Raw genomic sequence first — 15,896 nt, 5'->3', positions numbered from 1 at the left:
TAGATCTTGTTTGGTTTGTGTGAGTTGTGTGGCTTCTGACTTGACAGCTTGCTGTGTCTGACGGTCGAGGTTCGTTGTTAAACTCAGTTCAGAAGATCATGCGCTGACGGATGACCAGATACGGCAGCCGGGTTTGACACCAATTTCGCCGCCTTATACCGTATTTTCTAGCGCGAAGGGCGCATCCAGTCCGCGGAAAGGGCAGTGCCCACCTTTGTTGTCCACAATCTGACGAGACTTCTTTCTTGCCTGATTTATGCGGACGCTCCAGGCGAAATTTGAAAGGAGCTTCGTATGCCAGACCGTACTCTTCCCGACCACCCCAACCTCGAACAATACAAAAAGCAAGCCAAAGAACTCGGTCGCGACGTAGCGACAGGCCTGCCGTCGGCGCTTGCGCGCATGCACAGGCACCATCCGCGCCTGCGAAATCCTGCATCGGATCGCCCAGACGCGATCACGCTTGCGGATGCTCAATTTGTACTTGCCCGCGAACACGGATACGAGTCGTGGCCGAAGTTCGCAAAACATATCGAGACTTTGCGCATGATTCGCTCTCTCGAAAAGTTGGATGATCCAGTCAGCACCTTTATCGAGGTCGCCTGTGTCGATCGCCAGGGCTGGCACGGCTCCGGGACACTCGAGCATGCCGAGATGATTCTGTCGCGCTACCCGGAAGCAGGCGCGGCGAACATCTACAGCGCGGCAGTGCTCGGCGATGCGGCGGCCGTCCGTGTCCATCTCGCCCGCGCCAGTTCGCTGGCTACCGCCAAAGGTGGGCCGCACAAGTGGGACGCGCTCACTTACCTCTGCTTCTCGCGCTACCTTCGTATCGACAAGACGCGGTCGGAATCTTTCGTGCATGCAGCACGAGCCCTGCTCGAAGCCGGAGCCAACTCCAATACTGGCTGGACGGAATATATCGACGAGCCACCGCGGCCGGTCCCCGAAGCCGTAATCTATGGTGCCGCGGGAATTGCCCAGAATTCCGGCTTAACCAAGCTGTTGCTTGATTTCGGCGCCGATCCTAACGATGAGGAGACGCCGTACCATGTTCCTGAAACGTACGACAACACGGTCCTGCAGATCCTGCTCGACTCGCGAAAACTCAGCGAGACCAGCCTCGCTACGGTTGCCACGCGCAAATGCGACTGGCACGACGAAAAAGGGCTGAAGCTCGCTCTCGAGCATGGCGCCAATCCTAATTACCAGACAGTCTGGAGATACTCGCCCTTCCTGCATTCGATCCGCCGGGACAATGGACTCATCATGATCGAGATGTTTCTGGATCACGGGGCTGACCCACACCTTGCGAATCAAGCCGATGGGCGCAACGCGATTCAGATGGCTGCATACCACGGCCGCGGCGATATCCTGGCCACCTTCGAACGGCGCGGCGTAGAGATGCAGCTCAATGGCCTCGATGCCCTCGTTGCAGCCTGTGCGCGTGCCGATCTCGATTTTGCGCGTGCCATGACTGTGCGTGATCCTGACCTGCTCGCGCAGCTTCTCTCGATGGGTGGAACGCTGCTGGCGCGGTTTTCCGGCGCAGACAACGCCGCGGGCGTCCGTTGCCTGCTTGCCCTTGGCATCTCGCCCGGCGCGCTGTGGCCTGAAGGCGATGGCTACTGGGAGCTAACCAAAGACTCCACGGCGCTGCATGCAGCGGCCTGGCGCGCCCATCATGAAGTAGTCCGGACGTTGATTGCCTCCGGCACGCCTGTCGATGCTCGAGACGCGCGCAACCGCACTGCGATCCAACTCGCCGTAAAGGCCTGTACCGATTCGTACTGGAAGTACCGCCGCCAGCCCGACTCGGTCGCCGCGCTGCTGGCGGCTGGTGCCGATGCAAACGGCATCGATCTCCCCACCGGGTACGATGCAATCGATGAGCTACTCCTTGCTCATCGGACGCACCCGGTGTGACACAGGGACAGACCTTAGTGTCTGGCCCCGAATTGAAGTTGCACTTTCCCGAAGTAGGAACGAGCTTCGCCTACAAATCCTCCGGCACCGTTTGCTGCGGTGAAGTAGCGGGCATCTGTGAGATTGCGCACGCCGAATGCGCCGGTCCAGATGCGTGCATGAAAGTTGGCTACAACATCGGCCGTTGTATAGGAAGGAATGGAGTTGGTATTGAGCAGATCGGCAAACATGCTGCTGCGATTGGTGAATCCACCGGAGAGCGTGAAGGTTTCATGGCTGCCATACTGGAGATCGTAGCTGGTCCAGAGGTTGACGATGCGGTTGGGGACACCCTGTGGACGTCGACCGGTTGCTGCGGGGTTGGAGGGATTGTCCGTCAGCGATGCGTGCATACCGGTGGCGTTGGTATTCAGTTTCCAACGACGGTTCAAGGCCAATTCCACTGTGCCTTCACCTCCCTGCGTACGTTGATCGTTGAAGACAGGGATATCACTGACCAGCGAAAAGACGTTGTTGCGCATGACGTGGAAGGCTGCGGCCGTAATGAGAACGCGATTGTTGAATGCGGCGACTTTCACACCAGCCTCATACTGCATGCCCGACTCCGGCGCCTGCACACCATTTTGTGTGGCTTCGGAGTTGAAGTTGGCAAGGTTGCTGCGGGCGACTCCAAAGAACGGCGAGACGCCAGGCAGGATGCGATAGACCGTGCCGACGTTGTCAAGAAATGTCTGGGAAGTGTCGCTTTTTGATTGAATTAGGGCAGAGCTGATGTCTGTGGCGGGAGAGAAGAGGTGACCGCCAGACAGACTGGAACGTAATCCCAGTGCGAAGGGATCGACTGAAAGGGTGTCAGGCCTGCGACTCCGGCTTTCTCGCGATCAACTGATGCATCCGGCAATGCGCAACCAAGGTGGTTGGAGACGCGTCCGCCTCGGCCATTCCTGCCACCAACTCCTCCAGGTGGCCTGCCGACAAGCTTCCTTCTCGCACCATTCCCAGACCCACCGCTTGCAGCGTCCAGTTCCAGAATCCTTTGTGTTTGCCGGCGACGTAGTGCGGGTGATAGGCGTCCACGTGGACAAGGTCAAAGCCCGCCTCCCTAGCCCACAAATGGGTACGGCGACCTCCCGAGTAATCCACTCCGCGGCTGCGGGCTCCTTCCATACAGATGTCGCGAAGTTCGGTATAAGCGGCTGAGCTTGGTTCGGTGTAAACCGCGCTGACGTCCGCTTCCTCGCAGACCATGACACCGCCTGGCTTCAGCGCCGCGTAGATGGCGCGCATCGCATCAACCGGCTTGTTCAGATGGACCATCAGCCACCGCGAATACGCCACGTTGACACTCTCGGGCTCAAGTCCGGGCTCGTAGATGTTGGCGGAGATAAATCGCGCATTCTCCTGGCCTGTCTCTTTCGCCAACTGGGCAGCTACGGCAAGGTTGTCGACGTTCAAATCGATTCCGGTGGCATCAGCTCCCAGGCTGGCTGCCCAACGGGTAACGTATCCCAGCCCGCATCCGAACTCCACAAAACGATGTCTCGATGCGAGTCCGGCGCGCAGCAGTAACTCGCGCGTCCGGCCATCGTGAATTTCGCTTATGACCCTGAGCCGGTCGTGATCGCTTCGTCCGGTCCCAAGTAAATACTTGTCGCCGATCGTTTCCATCACGGAAGCATACGCTCACACCCGAGGCGCAGACTTCCTATGGATCGCGGCAGGATAGCCTGGCGAACCGGAAGTATGCGAGGGCCCTCGCTTCCCTCGGAAGAAAAATTTTCTCGAGAGGACTCCGGATCGGTGTTAGTCGCCGGTTGAGGCTGTTACCGTCTGGACTTTTTCGCGGTCGGCTTTCGCTTTTGCGATCAACTTTTTAAGCTTGCCTTCTACGTTGGAGCCTTCGCCGAGCATCTCGGCGGTGAGGACACCGTCGGAGTCGATGGTGAAGTAGTGGGGGATGGCATTGATCCCGAAGTCGTTAGAGAGGGAGTGATCCGCGTCGCGGTACTGGACCCAGGTCATACCGTTTTTGGCGATGAAGTCTTTCCACTTGGTCTCGTCGGCGTCCCAGGAGACGCTGATGATGACGAAGGGCTCGTTTGCGAACTCCTGGGCGATCTTCTTCAGATGGGGAAGCTCGCGGTTACAGGGGCCGCACCATGTGGCCCAAAAGTCGACGAGGACGACGCGGCCCCCCATCTCCCTTGTCGCCGGCCTGCAGGAGGAGCGCGAGGCCGCGGTTGCTCTCGCTGATGGAGCGGTCTGAGGGGTTAGCAGCAATGGCAAGCATGGAGGAGGCGGTCTGGGCTGCGTCCTTGTAGTTGGTTATCTTGAACTGCAGGTTGTAGAGGTCGTTGAGGCAGAGTATGTCCTTGCCCCCAGCGATTTTGCTGGCCTTTTTGTAGGCGTCTACAGCGAAGCCGTATTGGTGCGTGCGCTCGAGCTTTTTAGCTTCGGCGATGGCGTTCTGAAATTTGGGATCGGATTTATAGGCGGCAGGTGACTGCGCGGCGCAGAAAGACGCCGCACACAGTACGAGGGAAAGGAAGGCAGAGGGCAGAAAGGCCAGACGGCGCATGGGAGACTCCCGTGAAGTTGTGCTGAGACAGCATCGATGATTCACGGAAATGAGCGTTGAGGCAAGAAAAAATCGTCTTCAGCCGACCTTGCGGTCTTCGAGGATTTCGTCGAGCATGCCGACGAGGGAACCGGTGCGGGAGCGCAGGGCGACCTGAGAGACGGTGAGGCTGCCGGCGAGGGCGTCATAGCGATTGCGCAGACTCTCGAGCTCGTCGGAGATGTTGAGTGCGGCGAGTACGGCGACGCGGAGCGAGTCGACGGTGTTGCCGTGGGCCGAGACGGCACGCATCTTGGTGTCGACGATATGGGCCAGCTGCTCGATGTAGGCCGGGTCGGTTCCGCGAAGATGGTAGATCTGATCGTAGATCTCAACAGCAATGGCCTTGCTCTCAGCCGGGCTTGCGGGCTGGGAGGGAGGGGCGGTCAGGGTGGAGTTAACATCCATCGTTTCTCCTCAGGCTGCTAGAGCAGCTCATCCATCTGATGCAACATTTTCTCAACGCGCTGGCGAACGTTGTCACGATCCTTGGTCAGCGCGTTGACGGCGGCCTGGGCCTCTTGCCCAACCAGCGTCTGGAACTCAAGCTGCTCGCGAAGGTTGCTAATTTCGGTCTCGGCTTTGGCGCGAGCCTCGCGCTCCTGCTTGATGATTTCGACGGCGCGAAGCACCTTCTGTTCGAGTGCCTGGAATTCGTCAACACTGACCGTTGCTGTGCTCATTGGACATCTACCTCTGCTTCAAAAAGAATCTTCTGTGAAGTATAGATGCCGTGAAGGTGGATATTCACAGGGGGAACCCAGGTGGGTGCACCTGATTGTGCACAGGTTCCGGAAGTAATGATGGCGTCACCTCAGCGGCTGAAGCCGCATGAATGGGGTACCCGGCCCCGTCTTTTGGGTGATGGGATGAGGTGTGGTTTATTTCGGCATCCTGCAAAGAAATACAGGGATTCCTCAACTCGCTGCGCTCGCTCGGAATGACGCTTCTTTAAGAATTGGCTGCGTTCAGGACGGTACTTTCCCCATAAAAGTAACCTCGCAACGGCTTTTCTGAAAAACTTTCTTTAGGCGCGGAGGGTTCCTCCGAGTGCGGTGAGTGTGTCGATGATGCGGCTGGACCAGGTGGTGAGCTCTTCGTCGCGCAGGGTGCGGTCGTGCGACTGGAAGACGGTGCGGAGGAGGAGCGAGTAGACGCCGGGGTATTTCTTCGGGTCACGCCAGATCTCTACCGGCTTGCGGCTTTGCAGCTCGGGGATGGTGAGGGCATCGATGGCGGAAGCGATGGTGTGGAATTGGACCGCATCGGGGAGCACGAAGGAGAAGTCGCGCTCAACGGCCTGGTAACGCGAGATGTCGTGCGCGGTGGTCCGCTTGAGAGGAAGTTGATAAAGCAGAGCAAGGTCGAGTTGGGCGAGATAGACAGGTTGACGCAGCTTGCGGGTCTCGCGCTCGGAGGTGGAAAGCTCGCCGAAGCTAGCGAGCGGCTGGTTGTCGAGCAGAGCAACGGCGGAACGTCCAGATTCGAGCCATGCAGGAGAGCCGGTTGCGGTGAAGGTGAGGGCTGCGGGGCCGCCGGGCGGAGTGAAGAGCGAGACCAGCGATTCGATGATGCCTTTGAGCTCGAAGATGGGTGCGTCGGCGTTTGGGTAGAGGTTGCTTGGAGAGGGTGAGGCCGTGGTGATGCCGAGCGAGAGCTGTGGTGTTTCGTGGACTTCAGAGATATAGCCGGCATCGGGTGTGGCGGTTCCGGTGAAGATCTCGCCCTGTTCGAAGAGCCGGGCCTCGCGAACGTCGCGATTGAGATTATGGGCGAGCATGTTCAACATGCCGGGCATGAGGGAGGGACGCAGGAGAGAGGCTTCCTCGGAGAGAGGGTTCTCCATAGCGACGGTCTTGTAGCAGGACTTCGCGGCGTTGGCTTCGTAGAAGAGCGCGGAGTCGGATTGTCCGGCGAAGGTGCTGGAGACGGCCTCGCTGAAGCCGAGCTCGAGGAGGCGTCGACGCACGGCGCGCTGAGCTGGAGCGGCGGAGGAATCGGTTACGGGAAGGGCCGTGGGCAGGGTGTTGGCGAAGCGGTTGTAGCCGTAGACGCGGGCGACCTCTTCGATGAGGTCGATCTCGCGCTCGAGATCGAGGCGCCAGGAGGGCAGATTTACCGAGTAGACGTCGAGACCGTGAAGCAGAAGGCCGCAACCGAGGGAGGTGAGGAAGCGGGAGACGATCTCTCCAGTGAGTCCTTCGGCATCGACAGTAGTTCCGAGGTGACGCTGGACCTGCGGGATGGAGAGCTCGATGGAAGGGCGAGCGGAGGTACGGGCGGCTACTTCGGAGTCGACGAGATCGATGAGCTCGCCTTCGATGGAGCCACCGCTCTCGAGGATGAGCTGGGTGACGAGGGCATTGGCGACGGGAGCGGCATTGAAGTCGGCTCCGCGCTCGAAGCGATGGCTGGCGTCGGTGTGGAGAAGATGGCGGCGCGAGCTGCGGCGGACGCTGGCGGGGTCGAACCAAGCGGCTTCGACGAGGATGTTCTTCGTCTCGGGGGTGATCATGGAGTCCCAGCCGCCCATGACTCCGGCGAGGCCGAGGGCCTTCTTTTCGTCGGCGACGACGAGGTCGTCGGCCTCGAGGGTGCGCTCGGTGCCGTCGAGCAGGCGGAGCTTTTCGCCTTTGCGGGCGAGGCGGACGACGATGCCGCCTTCAATCTTGTCGAGGTCGAAGGCGTGGGTGGGATGGCCCATGCCGAGCAGGACGAAGTTCGAGGCATCGACCGCGTTCGAGATCTGCTTCTGGCCGAGGAGGGCGAAGAACTCAGCAACCTGGCCGGAGCTGGGCGCGATGGTAACGTTGTGCAGGATCTGGGCGGTGAAGCGGCCGCAGAGTCCTCGGGCGTCGTCGGCGATGCGGACGGGAAAAGGCTGGTCGACGAGCGTACCGATGGGGAGCTTTGGGTGTAGTGGCTCGAGAGGGAGATCGTAGATCGTGGCGGCCTCGCGGGCGATGCCGTAGTGGTTCATGGCGTCTACGCGATTGGTGGTGATGTCCATCTCGAAGAGGTGCCCGTTGCCATCGCCGAGGGGATGCACACCTTCAACGGCGATGCCGCGGAGGGTGAGGTCGTCGGCGAGCTGCCGATCGGTGACGGTGAGAGTGGGGAGATAGTGGCGCAGCCAGCTTGTAAGAACTTTCATGATGAACAGCTTCCAGTCTAAACGCTGCGGCTGTGCATGGCCGAGGGGAGGGTCTCTGATAGGGTGGTGCACAAAAGTACAGTTTGTGGAGGCGTGGATGAGGCGAGGCAGCCGGATATGCGTGTGTGCGATGGCCGTTTTGGTGTGCGCGGTTTCGTTGAAGGCCCAGACTTCTGCTGGAGATGCGGGTGTTGCGATGGATCGCGACCTGATGGAGATTTCGGTGTCGAAGCTGGAGACCCTCTATTCGGCTCACAGATATACGGTGACGCAGGTTACGCACTGGTACCTGGACCGGATCGCGCGTTATGACGGCACGTACCGGGCCTTGCTGCATGTGGATCGCGAGGGAGCGCTTCGTCGGGCCGCGGAGGAGGATGCGGAGGGCAAGGGGACGAAGCATGGCGCGTTGTGGGGCGTGCCCATCCTGGTCAAGGCGAATACGAGCATCAAGGGCCTGGTGACCAGCGCGGGGTGGGAGGGATATCTGAAGCCGGGCGAGGAGCTGGTGGCTCCACGCGATGCCGTGGTGGTGGAGCGGCTGCGAGAGGCCGGGGCGGTGATCCTGGGCCAGACGAACATGCCGGACTTCGCGGCGAGTGACACGAATTTGAGTACGGCGGGAGGCAGGACGGGGGACGCGTACGATGCACGGTACTCGCCGGGCGGATCTTCAGGAGGGACGGCAGCGGGGCTGGCGGCGAACTTTGCGGTAGTGGGAACGGGGACGGATACGGCGAACTCGATTCGACAGCCGGCGGCAAACAATAGCCTGGTGGGATTTCTGCCGACGCGTGGGGTGACCAGCATTGCAGGGATTCATCCTCTGGACTGGCTGCGCGATAATACCGGGCCACTGGCTCGCGATGTGACCAGCGCCGCGATTGCTCTCGATGTGATGCAGGCCGAGGATCCACTGGACAAGTGGACGGAGGGCGCGACGAAGAAGGCACAGGCACGGCCGTATACGAAGTATCTGAAGAAGAATGCGCTGAAGGGGAAGCGGTTCGCGGTGCCGTGGTTTGTGCTGGAGGGATCGCCGACGGTGTATGGCACGGGGCCGGATGCTCCGCCGAACCATGGGGCCGTATCGCCGGAGACGCGGGCGGCGTTTATGAAGGCGGTGGAGCAGCTGAAGGCCGCGGGGGCGACGGTAATTATCGACAAGGAGATTCTGCCGGAGAGCTTCTTTGTGGTGGTGCGTTCGGTGAACACGCGGCCGTATCGGAGGGAAGGCGTGGACAACTTCCTGCACGACTTCGGGCCGCCGCAGTATCACTCAGTCGCCGAGTACGAGAAGGCTACCGGGGATAAGTTTCCGGCCTACATGGTCGGTGGCCAGCGAACGGGCGATGAGGTGATGCCGCAGAAGCTGCTGGAGAGCGATCCGGAGGCCGATGCGAACTACTACGGGCCGCAGCGCAAGGCGCTGGAGCTGTATGAGGAGGCCCGAAAGAAGTGGAAGCTGGATGGCTTTGTTTATCCGGCGCTGCAGATTCCTACATACGACGAGACCGTGCCCGGGGCTTCGAAAGCAGGGCCTTACAGCGAGACGGGATGGGTGAACCGGATCGGGGTTCCGGCGGTGTCGATGCCGGGAGGTTTTTATGCCAACGGGCTGCCCTTCGGGCTGGAGATCTCCGGGGTTCGCTGGAGGGATGGGGACCTGTTCGGCTACGCCTATGCGTATGAGCAGGCGACGCACAATCGGAGACTGCCGAAGCTGGTGGACGGAGCGAAGTAGTCGCTCCAGACCTGCGAGGAGATATCACCAGAATGTAATTTTTTCAGTCCACTTTGCGCGCTTCGGAGGCTCAAACCCTACAATCACTGCTGTTCGCGAAGAAATTATGTTGGCGGCCTTTAACTCGAGACTCAAGAGACACGCGCCGAAACTGCACCGGTTCCTCAAACAAACTCTGGCGAGAACGAAATTGCCCGTTCCCAGGTTGCTTTTGGGTAAACCGGTATGGATTCACTATCGGCTCTTGAGTTCCGGACATAATGAGCCTCATGTCCTGCGCTGGATCGTCAAGACTCTTCGTCCCGGCGATGTTTGTTTCGATGTTGGCGCTCACCAGGGCTGGATGTCGATGGTTGCTGCTCGACAGACTGGACACAAGGGCAGGGTGGTTGCCTTTGAACCGGCACCTGCTCTGGTGGAGTTTCTTTCGTATCACAAGCGCTTGAACCGGCTGTCGCAGATGGACATCGTTCCGAAGGCGGTCTCCCATAGCGATGGATCGGAGATGCCTTTCCACCTGATTGGGGATGGAAATTCGTTCATGAATTATCTTTCGGGTTTGAATATCCCGGAGAATTCTCTACGAGGCGAGTCTTCGATCGAGGTCGAGACTGTTACGCTCGATACGTTTTCGAGGCTGTCGGGACTTATCCCCAACTTGATCAAAATCGACACCGAGGGAGCGGAGTTGTGGGTCTGCCAAGGGGCAAGACACCTTCTCGCCACGCATCGCCCTGCGTTGATCATTGCAACCCATCCCCTATGGCTTCCGGAAGGCCAACGGATAGAAGAACTGTTTGAACTGCTGACTGAGTGCGGCTATCGAATCGTCGATTCGGTTGTCTACGAGTATGGCAACGCGGATTTTGGAGATTATCTGTTTGTCGCTGACTGAAACGGCAAACGGTTGCGGCGTTTCTGAAGGAACTTTTTCGGGAAGGCTGCCGTAACAGAGAAGGTTGTCTCTCGAAGGAGGCGTTCTGTGGGAAGACTCTCGATGGTTGGAGCACTTGTCTTTGCGGCAGGGTTTTCGGTGCCGTTGCATGCACAGTCTGTCCCTCCGCTTGAGGCTATCAAGACTGAGGACGAACTTACGCGCGCGGTCACGGAGCTCGATAAGCAACTCTTCGACGCTTACAACACCTGCAACCTGGAGAAGTTCAACTCGTTTTTTACGGACGACGTGGAGTTTTATCACGACCAGGGCGGGCTGACGCTCGGCAATAAGGCGCTGACGGAGAGTATCAAAAAGAATATCTGCGGTACGACGCAGCGGGTGCTGGTTCCGGGGACGCTTACGGTGTATCCGATGAAAGGATATGGGGCGGTGGAGATGGGAGTGCATCGCTTCACGCATCCGTGGAAGCAGGACCATGGCGTGGTGGGCGAAGGGAGATTTATTACGCTATGGCAGTACAAGGATGGAGCGTGGAAGATTACGCGCGCGATCAGCTACGACCATCACTTAGCCAAGTGATGGTCGTAGCGATGACTTGCGAGACCACGGGGAGAGAAACGCAGGTCCTTCGACTCCGCTGCGCTTCGCTCAGGATGACACTTCTTATTGGGTGACTTCTTTTTATTCAGGATGCCAGTCGTTTTCTCTACTTCAAGACGGCCTGTTAGAGGCCGGTGGGAAAGCCGTCGATGCTGTAGGTGTTCTTCTGGCGGCGATAGTCTTCCAGCGTGGCTTCGCCTTTGACTTCGGCCCAGCGATGGAGCTGGTCGCGCTCGCTTACGTAGTCGTAGAAAGGGACGTTCATACCGCAGGAGGTCTGGACGAGATCGACGGCAAGATGCACCATCTGCCGGGCTCCTGGCGGCTCGATGTTGTCGTAGTGCGAGGCGAGCAGGGCGACGTATTCCGGGCTGTGGCGCGGAAGGATGCGGCCTCGGCCGTAGAGACGCAGGATCAGCGGGGCACCTTCAAAGGCGCAGAACATGAACGTGAGGCGGCCATCGGCGAGCATATGTGCGGCGGTTTCATTGCCGCTGCCGGTAAGGTCGAGGTACACGACTGCGTTCGGATCGAGAATTCGCAGCGCAGCTACATCCCGAGGGGAGACGTTGACTCGCCCCTCGGATGCGGCGGAGGCATTAAAGAAGATGTGCTGGCGCTCGATGAACTCACGATGTGACGGCTCCATGGAGGGGAACTGTTTGCCCATGAAGACAGTTTAAGGTGAGCCTGCACACTGGAGCGACTGCAAAAGTTTCGATAGCGGGCAGAGGTCGCCTCGGGTATGCTCTTTGGGAAGTCACGGCATGAGGCCTGGACTGGCTGCAAAGGACGGTAAGGAAAGGAAATAGCATGCGCTGGTTACTACACTGGATTCTCAATGCAGTGGCACTGCTGGTGGTCTCTCATTTTGTTCAGGGGTTCGAGGTCAGTGGATTCATCTCAGCATTAATTGCGGTGGTCGTGATCGGTCTGTTCAACGCGACTCTGGGGTTGTTGCTGAAGTTCATCACGCTGCCGCTGGGAATCATTACCTTCGGGTTGTTCTTCCTGGTGATCAATGCGGTGGTCCTTTGGTTTTCGAGCAAATTCGTTCCCGGATTTGCCGTGACGAGCTTCAAGGCGGCATTTCTGGGCGCACTGGCGCTGGCGCTGATCCAGATCCTGATTGGCTTTCTGGGAGTCAACAAGGATCGTCCCTAGCGTGCGGCGAGGATGCGCTGGCGGAGTGGTTCGTAATCTCCAGCGAAAGGTACTATGGCGGTCTTTTTGAACTATCCACGACTCGTCTTTGTGATTTCGTTTGTGGTCCTTTGGCTGGCCGCATGGGGCGGCGCGACGCTGGGACGGCGACGGCCCAAGCTCGACGAGGGTAGCCGAGCCGATTTTGGCGTGGTCCAGGGGGCTACGCTCACGCTGCTTGGCCTGATTATCGGCTTCAGCTTCTCGATGGCGATTGGCCGATACGACCAGCGCAAGACCTACGAAGAGGCTGAGGCCAACGCCATTGGAACTGAATATGTTCGCGCCGATCTGCTGCCAGCAACAGAGGGAGCGCGCGTACGCGATCTTCTACGGAGTTATACGGATCTGCGGATCTCGTTCTACACGACTCGCGATAAAGAAGAGCTCGAAAGGATCGGCTCGAAGACTTCGGCGTTGCAGAGCGAGCTTTGGGCAGCTGTAAAGCAACCCGCGATCGCCCAGCCTTCACCGTTGATCGCTCTTGCCGTTTCGGGAATGAACGATGTGTTGAACTCGCAGGGCTATACACAGGCTGCCTGGTGGAACCGGATTCCGGAGGCGGCGTGGGGACTGATGTTCGTGATTGCGATCTTCGCCAACGTGCTGCTTGGCTTTGGAGAGCGGCGTATGCGGCCCATGCTGCTTGTTATCCTGCCGCTTTTGATCTCGATCTCATTTTTTTTGATCGCCGATATCGATAGTCCGCGCAGGGGAGTGATTCGGGTGCATCCGCAGAATCTGGAGAGTATGCAGCGGGGACTGCGGTAGGACAGAGGGGCTCAGAACACCAACATTCCCTGAATATTTGTGGCTGCACAGACAAAATACAGGGATTCTTCGACTCCGCTGCGCTCCGCTCAGAATGACGTATGGGAGGGGACGGGGCTTTGCTCCGGATGATGTCTTTTAAGGCGTCAGGCGAACTGTTCGAGGAAGCGCATGTCTCCGGAGTAGAACTGGCCGATGTCGGAGACGCCGTGGAGCATCATGGCGATGCGCTCGACACCCATGCCGAAGGCGAAGCCGGAGATCTGCTCGGGATTGTAGGCATCGTCGGCGGGGTCGATCTTCCGACGTTCTTCGGTGACCGAGGCGAAGACAGCGGGGTCGACCATGCCGCAGCCGAGGAGCTCGATCCAGCCAGAGTGCTTGCACTTGCGGCAGCCTGTCCCCCCGCAGAAGATGCAGGAGATCTGCACGTCGGCCGAGGGCTCGGTGAAGGGAAAGAAGCTGGGAAAGAAACGGGTTTTGACGGCCGATCCGAAGAGCGCCTTCATGGCGTGGTCGAGCGTTCCCTTGAGGTCGGAGAAGGTGATGTTGGTGTCGACGCAGAGGCCTTCGATCTGGTGGAAGATGGGCGAGTGGGTAGCGTCGGCGGCGTCGTTGCGATGGACCTTGCCCGGAATGACGATGCGGATGGGAGGAGCCTGCGCGATCATGGTGCGAATCTGCACCGGCGAGGTGTGGGTGCGCATGAGCAGGCGATCGCGGGAAGGGCGCGCCTGCTGGCCTGCGATCTGGAGCGTGTCCTGGGTGTCGCGGGCGGGATGGTTGGGAGGGAAGTTAAGCGCCTCGAAGTTGTAGAAGTCGCTCTCGACCTGCGGGCCGAGGTTGGTGGAGTAGCCGAGATGATGGAAGACGCTGACGACCTCGTGCATGGTGCTGAGCAGAGGGTGCGGGATTCCGGGGCGGCGAGTAAGACCGGGCAGGGAGATGTCGATCCCCTGCACTGTCGCGGCTGCAGAGGCGGCGGCTGCGGGAGCTTCGAGGGCCTGCTCGATCTGCCGCTTGAGCTGGTTGAAGCGCATGCCGAGGGGCTTGCGAGCCTCGGCGGGGGCGGACTTGAGCCAGGCGTCTGAGATCAGCTTGAGTCGTCCTTGTTTGCGACCCAACCAGTTGAGACGGAAGTTTTCCTGCGCCTCAGAGTTGGACAGGGAGGCGGACTGCTGGCGAACCTCGCCGGCGAGAGTGGCGAAGGCGGCGTCGAGGGAGGAATCGTCGTAGCTGTTCAGCTGGGGGAAGGTATCGGTCATGGCTCTGGTACAGGATAAATGCTTCGCCGGTATGCGTTGTCGCATACCGGCGAAGGAGGGCTTCCGATATTCCTATCTGTTCCCTGTTTATAACGCCGACAGCACGATCAGCAGAACGATCACGCCCAACATCAAGCTGCGGCTGTCAGTGATGGCGTAGATGACGGGATCTTCATCGAGCTGGCCGCGCGAGGCCCTGAGCCAGAGACGGCTGATCCAGAGCAGGAGCACGGGGATAAGCAGCCAGAGCCGCTTGGTGTGGGTATAAAGCTGGGCGGCGTCGAGGTTGGAGATGTAGAGCGTGAGCACCGCTACCGAGACGTAGCCGGAGGCCGAACCGAAGCTGCGAAGCTGTTCCAGGTCACTGATATGGTAGCCACGGCCCTTGGCGATCTCTCCTCCACGCTCGCGGAGGTTTTCGAGCTCGGCGAAGCGCTTTACGAAGGCGAGGGAGAGAAAGAAGAAGATGCTGAAGCTGCCGAGCCAGGTGGAGGCTTCGACGCCGGTCGCGGCAGAGCCTGCAAGGATGCGGATGGTGTAGAGGCCGGAGAGGACGATGACATCCACCAGCACGGCGCGCTTGAGGCGGAGCGAATAGGCCAGGGTCGTGACGGCATAGATTCCCAGCCAGAGCAGGAACCGGTAAGGCCTTCTAAGGGCCAGTTTCGGCGCAACGCTCTCCAAGATATGGGGAAGAGCGATCGCGAGAGCCGCCGAAGCGATTAGAAAGGCGATGACGACCCCGATGCCGGCAAGTGCCGAGAGGTCGCCGGAGGCAAATGGGCGGCGGCGTTTGCGCGGATGTTGGCGGTCCGCTTCTATATCGAGCAGATCGTTGACGATGTAAGTCGCTGAAGCACAAAGGCCAAAGGAGAGGAATGCTATCAGCGACGCGAGCACGAGCCCGGGTTTGAGGGCGTGGCCCAGCAACATTGGCAGAAAGAGAAGAACGTTTTTCGCCCACTGATGAATCCGGATGGCTTTGAACCAGGCCTTGGAGGGCGAGACCTTTTCGGTAAAGGTCCGGGCAGGGGAGATATGGGCCTTCTGGAGCGCGGCACTCAGTTTTCGGGTGGGATTGGCCACCATGGGGTGCTGGCAGTTTTCGAGCAGGGGAAGGTCGGCCAGGGCATTCCCGATATAGCAGAAATTTTCGCCGAAGGCCTGCCGAAAGGCCGCAAGTTTATTAGGCCCAGCAAGATTCAGGGTTCCGTCGGAGGCGAGAACGCCGTCGAAGAGTCCGAGATGGTCGGAAACTCGCTTCGCGAGGGCGGCATCGGCTGCGGTCGCTAAATAGAGAGGCCTGCCTTCGGCGTGTTGCTGCTCAAGAAATTGAAGAAGTTCACGGTTGTAAGGCAGGTGAACGACGTCTAACGAGACAGCGGAGGTGATATGGCGTTTGAGTGCAGCCTTGCCTTGAAGAAGCCAACCCGGGATCTGGAGGAGCATGGCCGGGTGATAGCGTGCAAGGGCAAGCGCGGAGTCGACTAGTGTGTCTGACTTCACCAAAGTGCCGTCGAGATCGACACATAATGCGGGGAGGACGGTGGAGTCGAGGGTCGAAGAGGAATTGGGCAAAAGTCGAGTCCTTCCTTCAGCAGCGGCGATTACCGGACTTCAAAAAAGCGATATCCGAAGAGAAGTCTTTTTTATTGAGCTCAGGAGGCGAAACCTTCGGTTCTCCTTCTACGTCATTATTAATTATTCTGAAGGCTCTG

General features: G+C 59.2%; 16 protein-coding genes. 6 read left to right on the top strand and 10 right to left on the bottom strand.

The annotated features are described in order from the left end of the window. Window positions 1-294 precede the first annotated feature (294 nt). The gene (locus tag AC5S26_RS07440; RefSeq protein ID WP_494184213.1) at window positions 295-1,926 is read left to right on the top strand and encodes an ankyrin repeat domain-containing protein; all 1,632 of its coding nucleotides are present in this window, start codon (window positions 295-297) and stop codon (window positions 1,924-1,926) included. Window positions 1,927-1,940: 14 nt separating this feature from the next. Here AC5S26_RS07440 and AC5S26_RS07435 read toward each other — a convergent pair whose 3' ends face one another. From AC5S26_RS07435 to pheT, 7 genes are all read right to left on the bottom strand, one after another. Then, window positions 1,941-2,684 carry a TonB-dependent receptor domain-containing protein gene (locus AC5S26_RS07435; RefSeq protein WP_494184618.1) on the bottom strand — a complete coding sequence of 248 codons (744 nt, stop codon included), beginning with the start codon at window positions 2,682-2,684 and terminating at the stop codon, window positions 1,941-1,943. 94 nt (window positions 2,685-2,778) lie between these two features. Continuing rightward, window positions 2,779-3,594 (bottom strand): class I SAM-dependent methyltransferase, encoded by an 816-nt coding sequence (locus AC5S26_RS07430; RefSeq protein WP_494184617.1) that lies wholly within the window; start codon window positions 3,592-3,594, stop codon window positions 2,779-2,781. Window positions 3,595-3,729: 135 nt separating this feature from the next. Then, a complete protein-coding gene (locus AC5S26_RS07425) occupies window positions 3,730-4,125 on the bottom strand; it encodes a TlpA family protein disulfide reductase (protein WP_494184212.1) in 396 nt (131 codons plus the stop codon). Then, entirely contained in the window at window positions 4,070-4,504 is a 435-nt protein-coding gene (locus AC5S26_RS07420) for a hypothetical protein (RefSeq protein WP_494184211.1), read from the bottom strand. Before AC5S26_RS07420 ends, AC5S26_RS07425 begins: the two co-directional genes overlap by 56 nt. A gap of 78 nt (window positions 4,505-4,582) precedes the next feature. Next, window positions 4,583-4,951, bottom strand: a complete 369-nt coding sequence (locus AC5S26_RS07415; protein WP_494184210.1) for a cell division protein ZapA — start codon at window positions 4,949-4,951, stop codon at window positions 4,583-4,585. 17 nt (window positions 4,952-4,968) lie between these two features. Further along, a complete protein-coding gene (locus tag AC5S26_RS07410; RefSeq protein WP_494184209.1) occupies window positions 4,969-5,226 on the bottom strand; it encodes a hypothetical protein in 258 nt (85 codons plus the stop codon). 344 nt (window positions 5,227-5,570) lie between these two features. After that, a complete protein-coding gene (gene pheT / locus AC5S26_RS07405) occupies window positions 5,571-7,697 on the bottom strand; it encodes a phenylalanine--tRNA ligase subunit beta (protein ID WP_494184208.1) in 2,127 nt (708 codons plus the stop codon). A gap of 130 nt (window positions 7,698-7,827) precedes the next feature. Between pheT and AC5S26_RS07400 the strand changes: the two genes are divergently transcribed. From AC5S26_RS07400 to AC5S26_RS07390, 3 genes are all read left to right on the top strand, one after another. Continuing rightward, complete coding sequence (locus tag AC5S26_RS07400) at window positions 7,828-9,441, top strand: amidase (protein ID WP_494184207.1); 1,614 nt, start codon at window positions 7,828-7,830, stop codon at window positions 9,439-9,441. 244 nt (window positions 9,442-9,685) lie between these two features. Further along, window positions 9,686-10,336: an FkbM family methyltransferase gene (locus tag AC5S26_RS07395; protein WP_494184206.1), complete on the top strand. Its 651-nt coding sequence runs from the start codon at window positions 9,686-9,688 to the stop codon at window positions 10,334-10,336. A gap of 87 nt (window positions 10,337-10,423) precedes the next feature. Further along, complete coding sequence (locus AC5S26_RS07390) at window positions 10,424-10,918, top strand: nuclear transport factor 2 family protein (protein ID WP_494184205.1); 495 nt, start codon at window positions 10,424-10,426, stop codon at window positions 10,916-10,918. Window positions 10,919-11,063: 145 nt separating this feature from the next. Here the strand turns inward: AC5S26_RS07390 and AC5S26_RS07385 are convergent, their stop codons facing one another. Beyond that, window positions 11,064-11,609, bottom strand: coding sequence for a pyridoxamine 5'-phosphate oxidase family protein (locus AC5S26_RS07385; protein WP_494184204.1), 546 nt, complete (start codon window positions 11,607-11,609; stop codon window positions 11,064-11,066). Between the two features lie 143 nt (window positions 11,610-11,752). Here AC5S26_RS07385 and AC5S26_RS07380 point away from each other — a divergent pair, with 143 nt between their 5' ends. Next, a complete protein-coding gene (locus AC5S26_RS07380) occupies window positions 11,753-12,103 on the top strand; it encodes a phage holin family protein (protein WP_494184203.1) in 351 nt (116 codons plus the stop codon). Between the two features lie 66 nt (window positions 12,104-12,169). After that, window positions 12,170-12,913, top strand: a complete 744-nt coding sequence (locus AC5S26_RS07375) for a bestrophin-like domain (protein ID WP_494184202.1) — start codon at window positions 12,170-12,172, stop codon at window positions 12,911-12,913. Window positions 12,914-13,059: 146 nt separating this feature from the next. Here AC5S26_RS07375 and pheS read toward each other — a convergent pair whose 3' ends face one another. Next, a complete protein-coding gene (gene pheS, locus AC5S26_RS07370; protein WP_494184201.1) occupies window positions 13,060-14,178 on the bottom strand; it encodes a phenylalanine--tRNA ligase subunit alpha in 1,119 nt (372 codons plus the stop codon). Window positions 14,179-14,265: 87 nt separating this feature from the next. Further along, window positions 14,266-15,756, bottom strand: a complete 1,491-nt coding sequence (locus tag AC5S26_RS07365) for a UbiA family prenyltransferase (RefSeq protein WP_494184200.1) — start codon at window positions 15,754-15,756, stop codon at window positions 14,266-14,268. Window positions 15,757-15,896 lie beyond the last annotated feature (140 nt).

Source organism: Edaphobacter sp. FHG110511_03, from assembly GCF_059115365.1.
This window is presented reverse-complemented; position numbering and strand designations above follow the sequence as displayed.